Raw genomic sequence first — 19,597 nt, 5'->3', positions numbered from 1 at the left:
CGGCAGGAACTGCCAAGGTGAACCGGCGCGCCTCCCCGACGCTCGGGGCAGCTCGTGCCATAAGCCTGGCCGGGTGAGGCGGCCGTCACCGTGGGTCGCCCCACGCCGCCGGACGGGCGAGGATGCCGGGATGGCCCAGCGACGGCACGACCCCGAGCGGCGCATCCCCCCACCCGGCTTCGGTCGGGCGGGCACCCGTGCCCTCGAGTTCGCCGAGAACATCATCTACGCAGGCATCGCACTGCTGCTCGTGGTGGCGGCACTCCTGCTGCTCACCCTGGCTGCGCGCACGACGTGGACGGTGTTCTCCGACCTCTCCGAGCAGCCGATGCTCGAGCTGCTCGACGTCCTCCTGCTGGTGTTCATCGTGGTCGAGCTGCTCTTCGCCGTCCGGACGACGGTGGAGAAGCGGGAGCTGGTGGCCGAGCCGTTCCTCATCATCGGTGTGATCGCCTCGATCAAGGAGATCGTCGTGCTCTCGGTGGAGGCCGCGGGCGTCGTCGGCGAGGGCGCGGAGTTCACCGACCGGATCACCGAGATCGCCGTCCTCGGCGTGCTCGTCCTGCTGCTCGGCGTCACCTCGTGGCTGTTGCGCCGCAAGGAGCGGGAACCCGACGAGGGCGAGGGGGCCGCCGTCGAGCCCGCACCGGAGGAGCATGCGCGACCAGCCGGCTGACGCGGGAGTCGGCGGCCGGGACGTCGGTGCAGGCGCTCAGCCGGGACCTGGACGAGCTGGTCGGCGAGGTGGAGCAGCTCGACCACACGATCGTCGACACCGTGGAACTGGAGATGCTCGAGGGCCTCGCTGGGCAGGGCGCTCCTGGCCTGTGCGACGTGCGGCCGGCAAGGCGCACGCCGCCCTGTCCCGGGACGGCGTGCGCGGCCACCTGACGCGAGTGCAGCTGCGACCTCTCCCGCCCCGAGCGGATCGCCGGGCTGGTGGACGAGGTGGGGAAGCCAACGCGGCTGGCGTTGCTGCCGCCGGCCCTCGGTGTGCAGGCGGACGTCGCCGGTCGCGGGGCGACGGCCATCCACGGGAAGGCCCAGCGGCCGTGAGCCAGGCCGATCGCGGAGGCGCCGGCGCCGGTCGTACTGTTCCTCGCTCCCCGCAGCGCGCCGTCCCGTGGCCTTCGTCGACGAGGCAGGGTCGGCCCCGAGGTCGGCGCACCGTGATCGACAGAACGGAGGGACGGGCTCCATGACCGCCCACGTGCCGGACGGGCGCGCGCCTGCCATCGGTGACTACGGCTTCCTGTCCGACTGCTCGTCCGCCGCGTTGGTCAGCACGGGCGGATCGGTCGACTGGTGGTGCCTGCCCCGCTTCGACTCGCCGTCGGTGTTCGGCCGGCTGCTCGACCCCGGCGCCGGGTACTGGCAGCTGGCCCCGGACGGCGAGCACTCCACGGAACGCGACTACATCGAGGACTCACTGGTCCTGCGGACGGTGTTCCGGACCGAGTCGGGGGTCGTTGCGGTCACCGACGCACTGGCCCTGCAACCGGGAGCCCGGGGCCACGACATCGGCCTCCGCTCACCCCACGTGCTGCTGCGTGCCGTCGAGGGGCTCGAGGGCACCGTCGACCTGCGGACGACGGTCGCCCCCCGCTTCGAGTACGGGCTCACCATCCCGCGCTGGCGCCGCCATCCCGGGGCCTGGTCGGTGCACGTCGGACCGGTGGGCCTCCGGCTGATCAGCGACGTCGAGCTCACCGCGGAGGTGGGAGATCTCAGCGGCACCTTTCCCGTCCGAGCGGGGGAGCGGGTCGGGTTCTGCCTGGCGTACGCGCCCCCGTACGAGGACGACGACGGCCTGGTGATCGAGCCGGAGGACGGACTGCAGGACACGGTCGCCGGATGGCAGTCGTGGGCCGCGGACCACCGGGGATACCAGGGTCGGCACCTGGCGGCGGTACGCCGCAGCGCCCTGGTCCTGCAGGGGCTGACCTACCAGAAGACCGGCGCGGTGGCGGCCGCCGCCACTACCTCCCTCCCGGAGCAGGTCGGAGGAGAGCTCAACTGGGACTACCGGTTCGCCTGGCTCCGGGACGTCAGCCTCACCCTGCAGGCCCTGTGGGTGGCCGCCTGCCCGCACGAGGCCGACCGGTTCTTCGACTGGCTGGCCGCGGCGGTCGGGAACGTGGGCGACGCGCCGCTGCAGATCATGTACGGGGTCGAGGGGGAACGTGATCTCACCGAGCGCACCCTCGACCACCTCGCCGGCTACCGCGGCAGCCGGCCGGTACGGGTCGGGAACGACGCCTGGAAGCAGCGCCAGCTCGACGTGCCGGGTGAGATCCTCTTCGCCGCCCACCTGCTGCGGAACCAGCTGGCGCCCTTCGACGAGCCGACGCGGGACCTGCTCCTCACCCTGGCCGACCAGGCCGCGCGGGACTGGTGCCTCCCGGGCGCCGGGATGTGGGAGGCCCGCGACGAGTCCCGTCACTACACATCCGGAAAGGTCATGTGCTGGGTGGCGCTCGATCGCGCGATCGCGCTCGCCGACGACCTCGGGGACGGCGCCCGGCCCGAGGAGTGGGCGCGGGCCCGCGAAGAGATCCGCGACGCCGTGCTCGAGCAGGCCTGGAGCAACCGAGCCGGTGCCTACGCCGGGGCCTTCGGCTCGGACCACCTGGACGCCTCGGTGCTGCTCATGCCGCTGGTCGGGTTCCTGCCGGCCGACGACCCCCGGATGCTGGCCACGATCGAGGCGGTCCGCGACCGGCTGACCGACGGCCGGCTGGTGCGCCGCTGGGCCGAGGACACCGCCGGGTTCGTGATCTGCAGCTTCTGGCTGGTCGAGTGCCTGGCGCTGGCCGGGAAGGTCGAGGAGGCCGACGACTGGTTCACCCACCTCCTCGACTACGGCAACGACCTGGGGCTCTTCGCCGAGGAGACCGACCCGGCCAGCGGAGAGCAGCTGGGCAACTTCCCGCAGGCCTTCTCCCACGTCGGCCTGGTCAACGCCGCCTGGCGGCTGACGGAGCGCGCCTCTGGGCAGGACCTCCACGACGTGCAGTGACCCCCTCCGGGGGCAGGGGCCATCGCCAGCCCGCCCCCGCTCCCCCAGCCCCGAACGAAGGAGACAGCATGATCCGACGGGAACGTCAGCCGAAGGTGGTCGTGGTGACCGGCGCCAGCGCCGGACTCGGGCGAGCCATCGCCCACGCATTCGCCGAGCGCGGTGATCGCGTGGCGCTACTCGCCCGCAACCGGACCGGACTGGAGGCGGCCGCGGAGGAGGTCCGTGCCCGTGGTGGGCAGCCCCTGGCCGTGGAGGTCGACGTCGCCGACGACAGCCAGGTCGAGGCCGCCGCCGAGCGGGTGGAGCGCGAGCTGGGCCCGATCGACGTCTGGGTGAACAACGCGATGGCCGCGGTGTTCGCCTCATTCCTGGAGATCACGCCCGACGAGTACCGACGGGGCGTGGAGGTGACCTTCCTCGGCTCGGTCAACGGTGCCCGCGCCGCCCTTCGACGGATGACCGAGCGCGACGCCGGCCATCTCATCCAGGTCGGCTCCTCGCTGGCCTTCCGCGGCATCCCGCTCCAGTCGGTCTACTGCGCCGCCAAGCACGCGCTCAACGGGCTGTACGACTCGCTGCGCGCCGAGCTGCTGCACGACGGCAGCCGGGTGCAGATCACGTCGGTGCACATGCCGGCGATGAACACCCCGCAGTTTCGGCTGGGCCTGTCGAAGATGCCGCGCAGGGCCCAGCCGGTGCCGCCGATCTACCAGCCGGAGGTCGCCGCACGGGCCGTCGTCTGGGCCAGCGAGCACCGGCGCCGGGAGATCTGGGTGGGCGCCTCCACGGTCGGCACCATCCTCGGCAGCCGCCTGGCCGGAGGGCTGCTGGACCACTACCTGGGCCGCACCGGCTACTCCTCCCAGCAGACCAACGAGCCGGCCGACCCGGCTGCGCCGAACTACCTGTTCTCCCCGGTGCCCGGTGACCACGGCACCCACGGCCCGTTCGACGACCGGTCCCACCCCAGGAGCATCCAGCTGCCGCTGAGCCTGCACCGCCGGTCGCTCGCCGCCGGCCTGGGCCTCGCCGGCGCAGCCGCGGCGCTGGCATTCCGGCGGTGAGCCTGTACGGCTCGACGGGCCGTCGTCGGTCCGTCCCGCATGGCCACGGCCGGGCGGATGTCGATGACCGCACCTCCGGCCGGGTCATGTCGCCGACGCTCGGCACCGGACCGCTCGCCCGACCCTCGATGGGGCGACCGGACGCCGACCGGTGGTCGGTGGGCTCCCGCGCACGCGCTCCACGCTGCGGGAGCGCATCCGCGGCGTGCTGGCCGGGGGAGACGGTCGTGGGCACCGCCGGTGCTGTGTTGCTGCACGAGACCGGGCTGATGCCCCGCTGGTAGCTGCCGGAGGCCGATGTGACACCGGGCGTGCCGCGGTCCAGCGACACGCGCGCCACCGGCCCGTTCAAGGGTGAGGCCCGCTACTCGTCCCTGGAGGTCGACGGGCGGCGGGTCGAGGACCCGGCCTGGTCCCGCCCGGAGCCGGTCGGCGACGGCCAGGGTGTCCTCGACCCGGAGCGCGCTGATCTGCCGCATGAGGCTGCGGGCGGCGCCGTGGCTGACGTCGTGCGGCCAGTGCACGCCGATCCCTACAGCGCTGCATCTCGACGCCGACGACGTCGAGCCAGCGGATCAGCCGGTCGGCCTGGGCGGTCAGGCCGAGGTCACGCCCTCGCCGACCGGCCGCCCAGGCGGCGGAGGGCGGCCCGGGCCTCGGGCAGCGCGATCGGCAGGGTGGCGAGCTGCGCCAGTGCGGCAACGGTGCACCAGGAGCAGACCTTGCGGTGCTTGGTGACCTGCTCGGCCAGCAGGTAGAGGCCGCCACCTGCGTCCGCCGCGGTCTTGGCGGCCAGCGCGAGCGGCACCCACGGCTGCGTGCGCGCGCGCTCCCGGTCGCCCATCCCGGCCAGGACGAGGGTCACCCCGGCGCTCAGCAGCCCGAGGGCGGCATCGGGCGTCTTCAGCTTCTGGTAGGCCTCGCCCGAGGCGTCCACCGCGTCGGCGTCGAGGAACGGCAACGACAGCTCGGGCACCGTGCGCATCACCCCGAACTGGTACAGCCCGACGACACCCAGCGCGGCCGAGGCCAGTGAGGTCAACCCCGCCACCCACCGGCGCTGCTCCAGGAAGTCCCCGGTGCCTCGGCGCAGGTCGTCGCTGACCCGTTCCGCCGCCGGCGAGGTCGACCGGCCGATCCCTCCGGACCGCGGTCGCACCGCTGCGGCGGGCGGCCCAGCCGGGCGCGGCCGGGGTGCTGTTCTCCACACGTCGACGTCCTCCTCTGGTCGGATCCTGCTCGTGGCCATGCCCGACCGGCCGCCGGACCACTCCCGGACGGTGCATCTCCGGTGGCCGGCCGTGGACGCTCGGTCCAGATCGCGGGTGCAGCGGGAGGTCCGGGTCGGTCTCGACGTGGTGGTTGAAGTGGTCGGTGAACAGGTCGAGCGCGATGTGCACCGACACCTCGGTCAGCTCGGTGTTGCTCCAGCCGGCGTCCAGCGCCGCCCACCACAGCTGTCCGGCACGGAGGGTTCGGTCGAGCCCCGCGGACGCCTCGAGTGTGCGGCGCGGCATCACGGCGCGTCGCCGGTATCGTCAGCCGACATCGGCACCCGTTGTCGGCGCATGGAGCGCGGTGGCGGTCCGAGATCCTGTGACGACCGACCGCGAGGAGCCAGTCGTGAGCACCGGACCCGGTCTGGCCCGCCGGCTGGGCACCACCGACGCGGTGGTCATCGGCCTCGGGTCGATGATCGGCGCCGGCGTGTTCGCCGCGTTCTCCCCGGCCGCCCGGGCTGCCGGCGCCAGCCTGCTGGTCGGCCTGGCCCTGGCCGCCGTGGTCGCCTACTGCAACGCCACTGCGTCGGCGCAACTGGCCGCCCAGTACCCCACCTCCGGCGGCACCTACGTCTACGGCCGGGAGCGGCTCGGGGACTGGTGGGGGTTCCTCGCCGGCTGGGGTTTCGTGGTCGGCAAGACGGCCAGCTGCGCGGCGATGGCGCTCACCTTCGCCGCCTACTCAGCGCCGGCCGGCTGGCAGAGGCCGGTGGCGGTCGTCGCGGTGCTCGGCCTGACCGCGGTCAACCACCGGGGCGTCACCCGCACGGCGGGCCTGACCCGGATCATCGTCACCGTCGTGCTCGCCGCGCTGGCGGTGGCGGTCACCGCCAGCCTGCTCGACGGCCAGGCCGGCCTCAACGGCCTGGCGACCTGGACCTTGCTCGAGGGCGGGGTGTACGGCGTGCTGCAGTCGGCCGGGCTGCTGTTCTTCGCCTTCGCCGGCTACGCCCGGATCGCGACGATGGGGGAGGAGGTCCGGGACCCCGAGCGGACCATCCCGCGCGCCATCCCACTGGCGCTGGGCATCGCGGTCGCCGTCTACGCGGTGGTGGCCGTCGCTGTCCTGGCCGCCCTCGGCCCCGACGGCGTCGCCGGCACACCCGCGCCGCTGGCGGCCGCGGTCGACGCCAGCGGCTGGGCGTGGGCCGCAGCGGTGGTGCGTATCGGGGCCGCGGTGGCGTCGCTCGGGGCCCTGCTGGCCCTGATCGCCGGCGTGGGACGCACCGGTCTGGCGATGGGCCGGGAGGGTGATCTGCCGCGGTTCCTGGCCGCGGTGCACCCACGCTTCCACGTGCCGCACCGCGCCGGGCTCGCTCTGGCCGCGCTCGTGTGCCTGCTGGTGCTCACCGTCGACCTGCGCGGCGCGATCGGCTTCTCCTCGTTCGGGGTGCTGCTGTACTACTTCGTCGCCAACGCCGCGGCCTTCACCCAGGAGCGCGAGCACCGCCGCTTCCCACGAGCGTTGCACGTCCTCGGTGCGGTCGGCTGCCTGGTACTGGTCGCCACCCTGCCGTGGCAGGCGGTGGTCGGCGGTGTCGCCGTGTTTGCCATGGGGATCGCCTACCGGGCCACCCGGCTGCGGCTGACCGCCCGGTGACCCAGCCGAGGCGCCGCGGAGCGGCGCCGACGCGGAACGCTGTGGTCACCGCCCCGTCCTACGCTTGCAGAGCCGACATCGGCTTCGTCACTTCACCGCGTGGACAGGAGGCGGGCGTGCGGGAGTTCCAGCGGGGCGCCATCCGGGTCCACATCCTCCACCACGCCGCCGAGGAGGAGATCCACGGCGCCTGGATGACCGAGGAACTGGCGCGCCACGGCTACCGCATCAGCCCCGGCACGCTCTACCCGACCCTGCACCGGCTGGAGGCCGACGGGCTGCTCACCTCCCGGCAGCTGGTCGTCGAAGGCCGCACCCGGCGGCTGTACCGCGCCACCGACGCCGGCCGTGCCGCCCTGGCCGAGGACCGCGCCGCCCTCGCCGAGCTCGCCCGCGAGGTGCTCGGGCCACAGCAGCAGGAGTAGCCGCACAACGGGTCGACCGCGGCCGGGTGGGGCCGGCAGACGGATCGCGCCCAGGGCCGTCGCGCTCCCCGCGTCACCGGCCTGGCCGGGGTGACCGCGGCCGCGGCGACGCTCGTGCTCCGGATCGGTGTTCGCCGTCGTGGACGGTGCTGCGACGGCCGTCGCCGTGCTGACCCGTGGTCGCTCCTCGGACGGGACGACGTAGTAGGCGAGCCGGGTACGGACGTCGTGGCCGGACCAGTCGGCGACCGTGTCCCAGTCGGTGGCCTCCGCGGCGTCGGACCTGGTGAACGTGGCCTTCCGCCACAGGACGCCTGGTGCCGCAGGTTGCGGTTGGTCATGCCGCGGAACGTGCGGACCTCGCATCGGGCGGCGATCCCCGCGGCGGCACCGCCCGGTATCCCGCGTCACACCCGGCACGAACGCTGGGAGTACCGCTCGAGCCGGTCGTTCCAGCATTCGTTCGGACGTGGACCGGTGAGGGAAGGGAAGGTGCATGCCGAACCGTCTCGCCACCGCGACCAGTCCCTACCTGCTCCAGCACGCCGACAACCCCGTCGACTGGTGGGAGTGGGGCGAGGAGGCGTTCGAGGAGGCGCGCCGGCGGGACGTACCGGTCCTGCTGAGCGTCGGCTACGCCGCCTGCCACTGGTGCCACGTGATGGCCCACGAGTCCTTCGAGGACGAGACGACGGCGGCGCAGATGAACGCCGACTTCGTCTGCGTCAAGGTCGACCGCGAGGAGCGGCCCGACGTCGACAGCATCTACATGACCGCCACCCAGGCCCTGACCGGCCACGGCGGCTGGCCCATGACGGTCTTCGCCACTCCCGACGGGAGACCGTTCTACTGCGGCACCTACTTCCCGCCGCGTCCGGCACACGGCATGCCCGCCTTCCGACAGCTGCTCGCCGCGATCACCGACGCCTGGCGGACGCGGCGCGAGGAGCTGGAGACGGCCGGTGCCCGCATCACGCAGGGCATCTCGTCCCGGCTGGACCTCGGCAGCCCCACGCCGCTCTCGGCCGAGGTGCTCGACCGCGCGGTCGCCGCCCTGGCCGGCAGCTACGACGAGCGCTTCGGCGGCTTCGGGGGCGCCCCGAAGTTCCCGCCGTCCATGCTGCTGGAGTTCCTGCTGCGGCAGCACGCCCGCAGCGGGGACGCCGCGGCGCTGAGGATGGCGCACGGCACGCTCGAGGCCATGGCCCGCGGCGGCATCCACGACCAGCTCGCCGGCGGCTTCGCCCGCTACGCCGTCGATGCGCAGTGGGTGGTGCCGCACTTCGAGAAGATGCTCTACGACAACGCCCTGCTGCTGCGGGTGTACCTGCACCTGTGGCGGGTCACCGGCGAGGATCGGGCCCGCCGGGTCGCCGACGAGACCGCCGCCTTCCTCGTCCGGGACCTCGGCACGCCCGAGGGTGGCTTCGCCTCCGCGCTGGACGCCGACACCGAGGGCGTCGAGGGGCTCACCTACGTCTGGACGCCGGCCCAGCTGGTCGAGGTGCTCGGCGAGGACGACGGCCGCTGGGCCGCCGAGCTGTTCGAGGTGACGCCGTCCGGCACCTTCGAGCACGGCACCTCGACGCTGCAGCTGCTGCACGACCCGGACGACGCCGCCCGTTTCGCGTCGGTGCGCGAACGGCTGGGCGCGGCCCGCGCGCGCCGTCCGCAGCCGGCGCGGGACGACAAGGTGGTCACCGCCTGGAACGGGCTGGCGATCGCCGCGCTCGCCGACCACGGTGTGCTGACCGGGTCGCCCGAGTCGGTGACGGTCGCCCGCCGGGCCGCGGAGCTGGTCGTCGACGTCCACTGGGTCGGCGGGCGGCTGCGGCGGGCCTCGCGGAACGGCGTCGCGGGCGCCCCGGCCGGGGTGCTCGAGGACTACGGCGACCTGGCCGAAGGGCTGCTCGCCCTGCACCAGGCCACCGGTGAGGGCCGCTGGCTGGAGCTCGCCGGCGACCTGCTGGACGTCGTCGCCGAGCAGTTCCTCGACGACGCGGGAGACGGGCCGCCGGCTTGGCACGACACCGCGGCCGACGCCGAGGCGCTCGTGCACCGTCCCTTCGACCCCGCCGACGGCCCGACCCCCTCCGGGATCGCCGCCGTGGCAGGTGCCGCCGTCGGCTACGCCGCGCTGGCCGGGTCGCCGCGGCACCGGGAGCTGGGCGAGGCGGCCGTCGGCTCGCTGGCGAAGCTGGCCGAGCAGGCACCGCGGGCGGTCGGCTGGGCGCTCGCGGTGGGGGAGGCGCTGCTGGCCGGGCCGCTCGAGGTCGCGGTCAGCGGGCCGGCCGGACCGGAGCGCGACGAGCTCGCGGCCGCCGCCCGCGCCTCGACCAGCCCGGGTGCCGTGGTGGTGGTCGGCGAGCCGGACGCGCCCGGCGTCCCGCTGCTGGCCGACCGGCCGCCGGTGGGCGGACGGCCGGCCGCCTACGTCTGCCGGGGCTTCGTCTGCTCCGCGCCGGTCACGGACGTGTCCGCTCTGGGCGGAGCGCTCGCCCCTTCCTGACGGCGACGCGACGGCTTACCGTGCAAGCGGGTAATCGCCTCACTGGGGAGGCCGTCGTGCACGGACACCACCACCGTTTCTCCGACACGCCCTTCGGTTTCGGGCCGCGCGGCGGCTTCCGCGCCGGCCCGCGCGGGCGTGGCCGTGGGCAGGACCAGCCGCCCCCGGTCGAGCGCGCCGAGGTCGCCGGCTGGTTCGCCGGGCGGCTGCCCGACGACTGGTTCACCGGCCCCGTCGAGCTGACCGTCGACCGCGACGAGATCACCGTCGTCGGCACGCTGGCCGAGCCGGAGGCGGGGGAGGGGAACGCCGCGGCGGCGCGGGCAGGCCGGATCGCCCGCTTCCGCGAGGAGACGCGCGAACGGCGCATGGCCGTGGCCGACGCCGCCCAGGCTCGCTACGGCCGCTCGGTGGCGTGGGGCGCGGTCTGCGGCGACGTCCGGGAGGTCTTCACCAACCTCTCGGTGCCGGTGATGACCCGGCTGCGCCAGCCCGAGCGGTTGGTGCTCGACACGCTCGTCGACGCCGGGGTGGCCCGCTCCCGCTCGGAGGCGCTGGCCTGGGCGGTCCGGTTGGTCGCGCAGCACACCGAGGAGTGGCTCGGCGAACTGCGTGCGGCGATGGCGTCGGTCGAGGAGGTCCGGGGCCGCGGGCCGATGTGAGAAGTGGGGCCTCCGGCCCCCACTCCTCGACCCGACACGACCAGGGACACTGGCGGCGTGCCAGCCAGCGCCGCCGTCCCCGCCGACACCGACGTCCTCGTGGTCGGGGCCGGGCCGGCCGGTGCGGCGGCCGCCGCCTGGGCTGCGCGGACCGGGCGCGACGTGGTGCTCGCCGACGCCGCGGTCTTCCCGCGCGACAAGACCTGCGGCGACGGGCTGACCCCACGGGCCGTCGCCGAGCTCGACGTCCTGGGCCTGGGCGACTGGGCCCGCGCGCGGGCCCGCAACCGCGGCCTGCGGGCGGCCGGCTTCGGTCAGCAGTGGGAGCTGCCCTGGCCCGGCGGCGCGTTCCCCGACCACGGCAGCGCGGTGCCGCGCACCGAGCTCGACGCCCGGATCCGCGAGGTGGCACTGACCGACGGCGCCGTCCCGCTGGAGGGGGCGCGCGCCGTCGACGTCGAGCGGGACGGCGACCGGGTGACCGGAGTGGTCTTCGAGCTCGCCGGTGAGGAGACAGTCAGCGTCGGCTGCCGGCGGCTGGTCGTCGCCGACGGCGTGCGCTCGCCGCTGGGCCGGGTGCTCGGCCGCGAGTGGCGCCGGGACACCGCCTACGGCGTGGCCGCCCGCGGCTACGTGCGCTCCGGGCGCGCCGACGACGAGTGGATCTCCTCGCACCTGGAGCTGCGCGGCACCGAGGGAGAGTTGCTGTCCGGCTACGGCTGGGTGTTCCCGCTCGGCGCGGCGTCCGGCCAGGTCAACATCGGCGTGGGCACGCTGGCCACCGCACGCCGGCCGGCCGGTGTGCAGCTCAAGGCGCTGCTGGAGGTCTACGTCGACGCCCGCCGCGAGGACTGGCGGCTCGACGGTCCGGTGGAGGCGCCGGCGTCGGCGCTGCTGCCGATGGGCGGTGCGGTCTCCGGCGTGGCCGGGCGCAACTGGGCCCTGGTCGGGGACGCCGCCGGGTGCGTCAACCCCCTCAACGGCGAGGGCATCGACTACGGCCTGGAGACCGGCCGCAGCGTGGTGGCGCTCTTCGATGAGGACGACTGGTCGCGCGCCTGGCCGGCCACCCTGCGCCGGCACTACGGCGAGGCGTTCTCCATCGCGCGCCGGCTGGCCGGGCTGCTCACCGTGCCGCGCCTCCTGCCCGCGGCCGGCCCCGTCGGCATGCGCTCGCGGGCCCTGATGACCGTCGCGCTGCGGGTGATGGGCAACCTGGTCACCGACGAGGACCGCGACGTCGTCGCCCGCGCCTGGCGCGCCGCCGGCCGGCTGTCGACCCGTGTCGAGGAGCGCCCCCCGTTCAGCTGACCACGAACGCGGCGCCAGCCGGGTCCGCCTGAGCGGGGGCCCCGGAGGGTCCCGCCGAAGGCGGACGGGACGTGAGCCGAGGAGGGAACCGCGGCGCCAGCCGCGGAGCGGAGGCCCGGAGGGTCTCCCGACGTCGGTCGGGGAGGGCTCAACGCAACCGGGGAACGGCACGTGGCCGCGGTGTCTGACCAGAGGTCAGACGAAAGGGCTCGAGTACATCGCGAAGTAGACGGCGATGTAGTGGCAGATCGCGGCCACGACGGTCATCGCGTGGAAGACCTCGTGGTAACCGAAGACGCCGGGCCACGGGTTCGGCCGCTTGACCGCGTAGGCCACCCCGCCGAGCGTGTAGAGCACCCCGCCGACGGCCAGCAGCACCAGCGAGGTCACCCCGGCGATCTGCAGGATGTCGGTGAGGATGAAGACGGCGACCCAGCCCAGCCCGATGTAGAGGGGCACGCCGACCCAGCGGGGGGCGGTCGGCCAGGTGAGCTTGAGCGAGACGCCGGCGAGCGCGCCGGCCCAGACACCGGCGAGGACCCAGTAGCCGGTCGGCTGGTCGACCGCCAGCAGCGAGAACGGCGTGTAGGTGCCGGCGATGAACAGGAAGATCATCGAGTGGTCGAGCCGCTTCATGAGCTTCCAGCCGCGGGGTGACCAGCGGCGCCGGTGGTAGAGCGCACTCACGCCGAACAGGCCGCAGATGGTCGCGCAGTAGACGGCGACCGAGAAGCCGGCGCGGGCGCCGAGCACCGACCCCAGCGGGATGAGCACGGCGCCGGCGACGATCGCGCCGAAGAAGGAGAACAGGTGCAGCCAGCCGCGCATCCGCGGCCGGGTGTCGGGGTGGTCCCAGTCGTTGTCGCGGAAGTCCTCGGGTGTCCAGGTCTGCTCGACCCGCTCGCCTTCCTCGAGGACGGCGTGCACCGCCTGCTGCGGAGGTGCCTCGATCTCGGCGCCGTCGGCCTCGACCCGCACCGGGCCGCGCTCGTCGGGAAGGGCACTCATGCGCCGAGGTTACGCAGGCGTAGGGAGCGCTGCGACGGAAGCCGGCTGTGACCTCCCTGGCAGCCCGGATGGCCCCCTGCAGGGCCCCGTCGCGGCCCCGTTCCGGGGCGGCCTCGTCCAGAGGCTCGCCGCGAGCCTGCGAGGAGGACGGGGTCCTTCTCCGAAGGGTGGGTAGGACGGGGTCCTTCTCGGTGGGGGCAGGGCGGCCCCGTCCAGAGGCTCGCCGCGAGCCCGCGAGCGGTGGGGGGCACGGAGTCCTTCTAGGGTTACCCACCGTGGGGGTGCGCCAGTGGGTCCGCGACGTCCTCACCGTCGTCTACGAGCGGCGGCTGGCGCGGGCGCTCGAGGGCGCCGCGATCCCGCGGCACGTCGGGGTGATCGTCGACGGCAACCGGCGGTGGGCGCGGGCGATCGGCCTCGAGGACCCGAATGCGGGTCACCGCCGCGGCGCCGACAAGATCGCCGGGTTCCTCGGCTGGTGCGACGAGGCCGGCGTCGAGGTGGTCACCCTCTTCCTGCTCTCCACCGACAACCTGTCCCGACCCGAGCCCGAGCTGGTCCCGCTGCTGCGGATCATCGAGGGCGTCGCCGAGGACCTCGCCGCCCCCGACCGGCGCTGGCAGCTGCGCCCGGTGGGTGCCCTGGAGCTGCTGCCGGCCGAGACCGTCGCCGTCCTCAAGCAGGCCGCGGAGACCACCCGGGACCGGCCGGGCGCGACGGTCAACCTCGCCGTCGGCTACGGCGGACGGCGGGAGATCGCCGACGCCGTCCGCTCGCTCCTGACCGAGCACGCCGCCCGGGGGACGACGCTCGACGAGCTCGTCGGCGTCCTCGAGGTCGAGCACATCGCCGAGCACCTGTACACCCGCGGCCAGCCCGACCCCGACCTGGTGATCCGCACCAGCGGGGAGCAGCGGCTGTCGGGGTTCCTGCTCTGGCAGACCGCCCACTCGGAGTTCCACTTCACCGACGTCTACTGGCCCGACTTCCGCCGGGTCGACTTCCTCCGTGCGCTGCGCGCCTACGCCGCCCGGCACCGGCGCTTCGGCGGCTGAGAAACTCATCGTCATGGCCCGATCACTCGACGTCCCCCTGGAGTACGTGCGTCTGGGGCTGCGGTTCGACCGGCTGGAGTCCGGCTTCGTCGACGCCTACACCGGCGACCGGCGCATCCGGGCCCAGGTGGAGGACGAGCCGGCGCCCACTCCCCAGGGGCTGCGCGACCAGGCCCGCGCGCTGCTCGGTGAGCTGCCGGCCGCCGGCCTGCCCGCCGACCGCACCGAGTTCCTCCGCGGTCAGCTCACCGGTCTGGAGTGCACCGCCCGGAAGATGAGCGGCGAGCCCGTCGCCTTCCTCGACGAGGTGCGCAGCTACTTCCAGGTCGACCTCACCCTCGGCGACCCCGCCGCCTACGCGGCCGCCCACGCCGAGCTCGACGCGCTGCTGCCCGGCAGCGGTCCGCTGGCCGAGCGCTACGCCGCGCATCGGCGCCGCGAGGAGTGCCCGCCGGAGCGGCTGGCCGAGGCGGTGCACGCGCTCTCCAGCGCGCTGCGCGACCGGGTGCGCAGCGCGTACGGGCTGCCCGAGGTGGAGACGGTCCGCTACGAGGTGGTCACCGACCAGCCGTGGTCGGGGTTCAACTACTACGAGGGCGACTACCGCTCCCGCGTGGCGATCAACGCCGACCTGCCGCACCGGCTGGGCCAGCTGCCGCAGCTGGTGGCGCACGAGGCCTACCCCGGGCATCACACCGAGCACTGCCGCAAGGAACTCGGGCTGGTGGAGCGGGACTCGCGGCTCGAGCACACGGTCTTCCTGGTCAACACCCCCGAGTGCCTCATGGCCGAGGGGCTGGCCGACCTCGGCGTGCAGGCCGCGATCGGCCCCGGCTGGGGGCCGTGGGCCGCCGAGGTGCTCGGCGACCTCGGGCTGCACTTCGACGGGCATCTCGCCGAGCACATCGCTGCGGCGGCTGCGCCGCTCAACCGGGTGCGCCAGGACGCCGCCGTCCTGTTGCACGACCGCGGTGACGGCGCGGACGAGGTCGCCGCCTACATCCAGCGCTGGTCGCTGGTCAGCGCCGACCGGGCGCGCCAGCAGCTGCGCTTCCTCACCCACCCGCTGTGGCGGACCTACATCACCACCTATGTCGAGGGCTTCGACCTGCTCTCGCGCTGGCTGGACGCCCGGCCGGCCGACCAGCCGGTCGTCGACCGCTTCGTCCGGCTGCTCGACGAGCCGCTCACCCCGGCCGCCGTCGCCGGCGAGCTGCGGACCGGCTGAGACGTGGCGCGACGCAGTCCGGAGGAGGCCCGTGACCTGGGCCTGTGGACGGCGGGGTGGCTCGCCGTGCTGCTCGTGGGCGGGCTGTGGTGGCTGGGCGACCTGACGCTGCAGTGGCCCGTCCTGCTCGTCCCGCTCGTGTGGGTGCTGGTCGCCGTCCGGCCCCGTCGCTGAGGCGGCTGGTGCGTCCGGTGCCCCGATGGGGGGACACGCCCCCTCCTCGGCGCGGTTCTGTCAGCTGCTGCGCCTACCGTCCGCGGTGGAGGGCGAGCTCACCTCGCCGTCCGCGGGAGGCCCGGTGGGTGCTGACGAACTCGTCGACCAGAGGGGCCGGCACCCGGCTCCTCGGCCGGGGCCCGGCCACCTTCGAGCCGGGGCGCGTGCTGCGCCCCACGGGAGTCGATCCGTGAACACTCGTCGCACGTTCGTCCTCGACACCTCCGTCCTGCTCTCCGACCCCGGTGCCCTGCTGCGGATGGGCGCCCACGACGTGGTCCTCCCGCTCGTCGTGATCGGGGAGCTCGAGGACAAGCGCAACCACCCGGAGCTGGGCTGGTTCGCCCGCCAGGCGCTGCGGCTGCTCGACGACCTGCGGGTGAAGCACGGCCGGCTGGACGCGCCGGTGCCGGTCGGGGAGGACGGCGGCACGCTGCACGTCGAGCTCAACCACAGCGATCCGTCGGTGCTGCCGGCCGGTTTCCGCAACGACAGCAACGACAGCCGGATCATGGTGGTCGCGCTCAACCTGCGCGCCGAGGGCCGCAACGTCTGCCTGGTCACCAAGGACGTGCCGCTGCGGGTCAAGGCCGCGGCGGTGGGCCTGGACACCGACGAGTACCGGGCGCTGGACGCCGTCGACGCCGGCTGGACCGGGATGGCCGAGCTCTCCCTCGACGACGCCGAGCTCTCGGCCCTCTACGACGACGGCGAGGTGTACGCGCCGGCCGCGGCCGAGCTGCCGGCGCACACCGGGCTGGTGCTGCTCTCACCTCGCGGCTCGGCGCTGGGGCGGGTGATGCCGGACAAGCACGTGCGCCTGGTGCGCGGCGACCGCGAGGCCTTCGGGCTGCACGGCCGGTCCGCCGAGCAGCGGATCGCGCTGGACCTGCTGCTGGACCCGGATATCGGCATCGTGTCGCTGGGTGGGCGGGCCGGGACGGGCAAGTCGGCGCTGGCGCTGTGCGCGGGCCTGGAGTCGGTGATGGAGCGGCGGGCGCACGCGAAGGTCGTCGTCTTCCGGCCGCTGTACGCCGTCGGAGGGCAGGAGCTCGGCTACCTGCCCGGCAGCGAGGGCGAGAAGATGTCGCCCTGGGCGCAGGCCGTGTACGACACCCTGGGCGCGCTGGTCTCGAAGGACGTGCTCGACGAGATCGCCTCGCGCGACCTCATCGAGGTGCTGCCGCTGACCCACATCCGCGGGCGGTCGCTGCACGACTCGTTCGTGATCGTCGACGAGGCGCAGTCCCTCGAGCGCGGGGTGCTGCTGACCGTGCTGTCGCGGCTGGGTTCGGGGTCGCGGGTGGTGCTCACCCACGACGTCGCCCAGCGGGACAACCTGCGGGTCGGCCGGCACGACGGCGTCGCCGCGGTGGTGGAGCAGCTCAAGGGGCACCCGCTGTTCGCACACGTGACGCTGACCCGCTCGGAGCGCTCGCCGATCGCCGCGCTGGTCACCGAGATGCTGGAGGACCTCCCGCGCTGACCAAGGACCCCCTGCAGGGTCCCGCCGCTCGTAGGCTCGCGGCGGAACGTTGCAGGGGGGCGCCGGCGCCCGTCCCGCTCTTGCGGTGTTCCTCCCGCTCCGGCGGTCCTGCACCGCCGCAAGAGCGAGGGGAACACCGCAAGACTGTGGTCATGGCCGGGCGAAGGCCCGTCTCAGCCGGTCGCCCACCACCCGTTGGCCGTCGAGGTCGCCCCACGTCCAGCGCGCGACCTTCCAGCCGCCGTCGCGGAGGGCGTCCTCGCGGATCTTCTCCTCGAAGACCGCGTCTCCCGGCGCCTGCCCTGGACGCAGCAGGCGACCGTACTTGACCCGCCCGTCGAATTCGGCCACGGTGCGGTGGTCGCGCCAGCCGAAATCGCAGCGTGCGATCTCGGTGCCGTCCGGGCGCCGCAGACGCACCTGGAGATCGGGTGCCGGCAGGCCGAGCCGCCTCATCAGCACCCGGCTGCGGCTCTCCCCGACGCTCTCGCTGCGGCCGTCCGCGAAAGAGACGACGTGAGCAGCGCGACGGGCACCCGGGATGGCGCCCATGCCGGACAGACACGCTCTCAGCTGTTCCCGGGTCCTCTTCTCAGTGGCCAGGGCGGCATCCGCGATGACGACGGCCTGTTCGAACGGGAGACTGCGCGCCACGTCCACCGTCGTGCGGGTGAGGTCGGTGACCGCGACTCCGGCCACCACGGTGACCTCCTCGTCGGACAACCGGGCCACGTGCAGGTGTACCCGCCGGGTGCCGCTGCCGTTCGCCGGTGGCTGCCGGATCACGTGTACGCGGTCGAGGCGAACGTTCCAGAGCGGGAGTCCGTGCAGGACGGCCGCGGAGACGTGACTCACCACGGCGGACACGCGCAGGCCGGCGACCGTCGCCGCCACGATCGCCGAGTGCCGAGCCGTGCCCGACAGAGTTGCGGCGTCCTGCAGGTAGGTCCCTCGCTGCAGTCGGGCGAGCTCGCCCCGGCGCACCATGCGCGAGAGCTCGTCATCCGACATGCCGTCCGCGAGGGCGTCGGAGCGGCGGAGCATAACTCGGGCCACGGCTGAGTGCGCATGGACCCGAGAGTGGTCGTGCGGCGCGGTGCCGATGACGGTCCCGTCAGATCTGTGGACAGCGGCGCAAACCCGGCGGGTCAGGTGGGCGGGGCGGGGTCGTCCTCGGCGGGGAGTCGGCGGGCGGGCGGGCGCGGGGTGGCGGCCCAGCGCAGCAGCGCCACCGCACCCCAGCCGGCCGCCAGGCACCACGGCAGCCGCGCGACGACGTCCTCCGTGCCGAGGTCGCCGCGCAGGCCCAGGGCCATGACCGGCAGGGCCAGGACGAACGACACTCCGAGCACGTCCCAGCGCAGCGGGCTCATGCCCCCGAGCTCTCCAGCCGCTCGCAGAGCAGCGAGGCCCAGCGGTGGGCGGTCGCCCGTGCGCCGTCCAGGAGGGCCACGGGCGTGGAGGTACGGGCGAGGACCGCGGCCGGGTCGGCGGTCAGGTCGGTGTCCTGGACCATGAGCGCGTCCACGCGGGGCAGCGCGTCCAGCCACGGGCCGACGTCCTCGGGCTTGCGGGTGGCCTCGACGACCGCCCACACGGCAGCCGGCGTGAAGACCGCGAGCATCTGCTCGAGCCACGCCCCGCCACCGGCGCGCAGCGGGACGTCGACCGCGACGATCGTCAGCGTGCTCGACCGGTCCGCCTCCTGCCTGCGCTCCAGGGCGGTGTCGATGCCGGTGATCCGGTTGCCCCGCGGAGCCAGGCTGGCCAGGTCGCCACGGGAGGCCCACTGCAACTGCTCGCCGTCCAGCCGCAGCGAGGCGGCCAGCGACCGCGCGGCACCGAGGGCCTCGACGCCGGGCCCGACGACGAGCAGCACCTCACCCGCGCCGGAGGGCAGCGCGGGGGCGGCCGGCAGGCCGGCGGCCAGCGCGCGGGTCAGCGCGGCGTAGGTGCCCAGCCGGGACACCTCGACGGCGAAGTCGTCGCCGAGCAGCCGCTCGGGCACGCCGAGCTCGAGCAGCTCGCAGACGAGGGCGTCCTCCGCCGCGCCGGGCAGCGGACCGCCGTTCCCGCCGGGCGTCGACCGACCGCGGACCGACGGGACGACCATCGGGGCGGAGCGGCGCCAGGCGGCGGCGCGCTTGTCCACGGGCAGCCGGGTCACGGTGGCCAGCCGGGCCTCGGCGGTGGGACCGGAGACGTGGGCGACCATCTGCCCCGGGCGGCCGGTCGCCGTCGGCACCGGCGGGCGCGACAGCAGCGGGGGGACGGCGAGTGCGGTGCCCGGTGCGGGCGGCGGTAGCAGCGACAGCGGCGGCAGGACGGTGGTGGCGTCGACCGGCAGCGGAGCGGGGTCGCTGGCGGTCGGGGCCAGGACCTCGGCCTCCCACTCGTCGGCCTCGGCGGTCGCGTCGACCCAGACGGGGATCTCGGCGGTGTGTGCCTCCGCGAAGGCGTCACCCCACTCCTCTTCGCCGGCCGCGCCGTGTTCGGCCTGCGAGGAACCGGCCAGCACGCCGCGCAGCAGCTGGGTCAGCGCCGCATCGGAGGTGTCGTGCGCCAGGGCCGCGCGCAGCACCTCGGCGATCGCCTCCTCACGGGAGGTGATCGGTCCGGTGCTGAACTCGGGCTCGTGCACCCAGTCGGGCACGGGCACCGGCTCGGGCACAGGCGGCGGGACGACGGCGGCGGCCGGCCGGGCGGCCGGCCCCGTCCGGGCGGCCGGCCG

At 74.5% G+C, this 19,597-nt stretch carries 17 protein-coding genes and 1 pseudogene; 13 read left to right on the top strand and 5 right to left on the bottom strand.

The annotated features are described in order from the left end of the window. Nucleotides 1–130: 130 nt before the first annotated feature. The 4 genes from E4P41_RS13620 (at nt 131) to E4P41_RS13605 (ending at nt 4,086) form a co-directional block, all read left to right on the top strand. Complete coding sequence (locus E4P41_RS13620) at nt 131–676, top strand: phosphate-starvation-inducible PsiE family protein (RefSeq protein ID WP_135141787.1); 546 nt, start codon at nt 131–133, stop codon at nt 674–676. Between the two features lie 26 nt (nt 677–702). Continuing rightward, complete coding sequence (locus E4P41_RS13615; RefSeq protein WP_135141786.1) at nt 703–891, top strand: hypothetical protein; 189 nt, start codon at nt 703–705, stop codon at nt 889–891. Between the two features lie 307 nt (nt 892–1,198). Further along, nucleotides 1,199–3,019 carry a glycoside hydrolase family 15 protein gene (locus E4P41_RS13610; RefSeq protein WP_135141785.1) on the top strand — a complete coding sequence of 607 codons (1,821 nt, stop codon included), beginning with the start codon at nt 1,199–1,201 and terminating at the stop codon, nt 3,017–3,019. 68 nt (nt 3,020–3,087) lie between these two features. Next, complete coding sequence (locus E4P41_RS13605) at nt 3,088–4,086, top strand: SDR family oxidoreductase (RefSeq protein WP_135141784.1); 999 nt, start codon at nt 3,088–3,090, stop codon at nt 4,084–4,086. A gap of 607 nt (nt 4,087–4,693) precedes the next feature. Here E4P41_RS13605 and E4P41_RS23290 read toward each other — a convergent pair. Next, the gene (locus E4P41_RS23290) at nt 4,694–5,128 is read right to left on the bottom strand and encodes a vitamin K epoxide reductase family protein (RefSeq protein WP_245177332.1); all 435 of its coding nucleotides are present in this window, start codon (nt 5,126–5,128) and stop codon (nt 4,694–4,696) included. A gap of 581 nt (nt 5,129–5,709) precedes the next feature. On the opposite strand from E4P41_RS23290, the gene E4P41_RS13590 reads away from it, so the two are divergent. From E4P41_RS13590 to E4P41_RS13570, 5 genes are all read left to right on the top strand, one after another. After that, nucleotides 5,710–6,966 (top strand): APC family permease, encoded by a 1,257-nt coding sequence (locus E4P41_RS13590; RefSeq protein WP_209307711.1) that lies wholly within the window; start codon nt 5,710–5,712, stop codon nt 6,964–6,966. A gap of 116 nt (nt 6,967–7,082) precedes the next feature. Beyond that, on the top strand, nt 7,083–7,391 hold the full coding sequence (locus E4P41_RS13585) for a PadR family transcriptional regulator (protein ID WP_135141781.1): 309 nt from the start codon (nt 7,083–7,085) through the stop codon (nt 7,389–7,391). Between the two features lie 496 nt (nt 7,392–7,887). Then, nucleotides 7,888–9,900 carry a thioredoxin domain-containing protein gene (locus E4P41_RS13580; RefSeq protein ID WP_135141780.1) on the top strand — a complete coding sequence of 671 codons (2,013 nt, stop codon included), beginning with the start codon at nt 7,888–7,890 and terminating at the stop codon, nt 9,898–9,900. 56 nt (nt 9,901–9,956) lie between these two features. Continuing rightward, complete coding sequence (locus tag E4P41_RS13575) at nt 9,957–10,562, top strand: hypothetical protein (RefSeq protein WP_135141779.1); 606 nt, start codon at nt 9,957–9,959, stop codon at nt 10,560–10,562. Between the two features lie 57 nt (nt 10,563–10,619). Continuing rightward, the gene (locus tag E4P41_RS13570; protein ID WP_135141778.1) at nt 10,620–11,873 is read left to right on the top strand and encodes a geranylgeranyl reductase family protein; all 1,254 of its coding nucleotides are present in this window, start codon (nt 10,620–10,622) and stop codon (nt 11,871–11,873) included. A gap of 195 nt (nt 11,874–12,068) precedes the next feature. Here the strand turns inward: E4P41_RS13570 and E4P41_RS13565 are convergent, their stop codons facing one another. Next, the gene (locus E4P41_RS13565; RefSeq protein WP_209307710.1) at nt 12,069–12,881 is read right to left on the bottom strand and encodes a hemolysin III family protein; all 813 of its coding nucleotides are present in this window, start codon (nt 12,879–12,881) and stop codon (nt 12,069–12,071) included. Nucleotides 12,882–13,156: 275 nt separating this feature from the next. On the opposite strand from E4P41_RS13565, the gene E4P41_RS13560 reads away from it, so the two are divergent. From E4P41_RS13560 to E4P41_RS13550, 4 genes are all read left to right on the top strand, one after another. Continuing rightward, nucleotides 13,157–13,936 carry an isoprenyl transferase gene (locus tag E4P41_RS13560; protein ID WP_135141777.1) on the top strand — a complete coding sequence of 260 codons (780 nt, stop codon included), beginning with the start codon at nt 13,157–13,159 and terminating at the stop codon, nt 13,934–13,936. Nucleotides 13,937–13,949: 13 nt separating this feature from the next. Further along, nucleotides 13,950–15,164 carry a DUF885 domain-containing protein gene (locus tag E4P41_RS13555; protein ID WP_135141776.1) on the top strand — a complete coding sequence of 405 codons (1,215 nt, stop codon included), beginning with the start codon at nt 13,950–13,952 and terminating at the stop codon, nt 15,162–15,164. A gap of 3 nt (nt 15,165–15,167) precedes the next feature. After that, nucleotides 15,168–15,338 (top strand): hypothetical protein, encoded by a 171-nt coding sequence (locus tag E4P41_RS22185; RefSeq protein WP_167761079.1) that lies wholly within the window; start codon nt 15,168–15,170, stop codon nt 15,336–15,338. Between the two features lie 232 nt (nt 15,339–15,570). Beyond that, complete coding sequence (locus E4P41_RS13550; protein WP_135141775.1) at nt 15,571–16,866, top strand: PhoH family protein; 1,296 nt, start codon at nt 15,571–15,573, stop codon at nt 16,864–16,866. Between the two features lie 150 nt (nt 16,867–17,016). On the opposite strand, the gene E4P41_RS13545 is transcribed toward E4P41_RS13550, so the two are convergent. The 3 genes and pseudogenes from E4P41_RS13545 to E4P41_RS22180 all read right to left on the bottom strand — a co-directional run. Next, the gene (locus E4P41_RS13545; protein WP_135141774.1) at nt 17,017–17,910 is read right to left on the bottom strand and encodes a type IV toxin-antitoxin system AbiEi family antitoxin domain-containing protein; all 894 of its coding nucleotides are present in this window, start codon (nt 17,908–17,910) and stop codon (nt 17,017–17,019) included. Between the two features lie 104 nt (nt 17,911–18,014). Next, a complete protein-coding gene (locus E4P41_RS13540; protein WP_135141773.1) occupies nt 18,015–18,239 on the bottom strand; it encodes a hypothetical protein in 225 nt (74 codons plus the stop codon). Beyond that, nucleotides 18,236–19,597: pseudogene (locus E4P41_RS22180) on the bottom strand (hypothetical protein); the annotation flags it as partial. The gene E4P41_RS13540 and the pseudogene E4P41_RS22180, both read right to left, overlap by 4 nt.

The organism is Geodermatophilus sp. DF01-2 (assembly GCF_004571065.1).
In the GTDB taxonomy this organism is placed as follows: domain Bacteria; phylum Actinomycetota; class Actinomycetes; order Mycobacteriales; family Geodermatophilaceae; genus Geodermatophilus.
This window is presented reverse-complemented; position numbering and strand designations above follow the sequence as displayed.

Excerpts from the sequence above, each read along its gene's own strand:
- E4P41_RS13620 (WP_135141787.1), top strand. The coding sequence starts at position 131 with ATGGCCCAGCGACGGCACGACCCCGAGCGGCGCATCCCCCCACCCGGC.
- E4P41_RS13610 (WP_135141785.1), top strand. The coding sequence starts at position 1,199 with ATGACCGCCCACGTGCCGGACGGGCGCGCGCCTGCCATCGGTGACTAC.
- E4P41_RS13605 (WP_135141784.1), top strand. The coding sequence starts at position 3,088 with ATGATCCGACGGGAACGTCAGCCGAAGGTGGTCGTGGTGACCGGCGCC.
- E4P41_RS13580 (WP_135141780.1), top strand. The coding sequence starts at position 7,888 with ATGCCGAACCGTCTCGCCACCGCGACCAGTCCCTACCTGCTCCAGCAC.
- E4P41_RS13565 (WP_209307710.1), bottom strand. The coding sequence starts at position 12,881 with ATGAGTGCCCTTCCCGACGAGCGCGGCCCGGTGCGGGTCGAGGCCGAC.
- E4P41_RS13555 (WP_135141776.1), top strand. The coding sequence starts at position 13,950 with ATGGCCCGATCACTCGACGTCCCCCTGGAGTACGTGCGTCTGGGGCTG.
- E4P41_RS13545 (WP_135141774.1), bottom strand. The coding sequence starts at position 17,910 with ATGCTCCGCCGCTCCGACGCCCTCGCGGACGGCATGTCGGATGACGAG.
- E4P41_RS13540 (WP_135141773.1), bottom strand. The coding sequence starts at position 18,239 with ATGAGCCCGCTGCGCTGGGACGTGCTCGGAGTGTCGTTCGTCCTGGCC.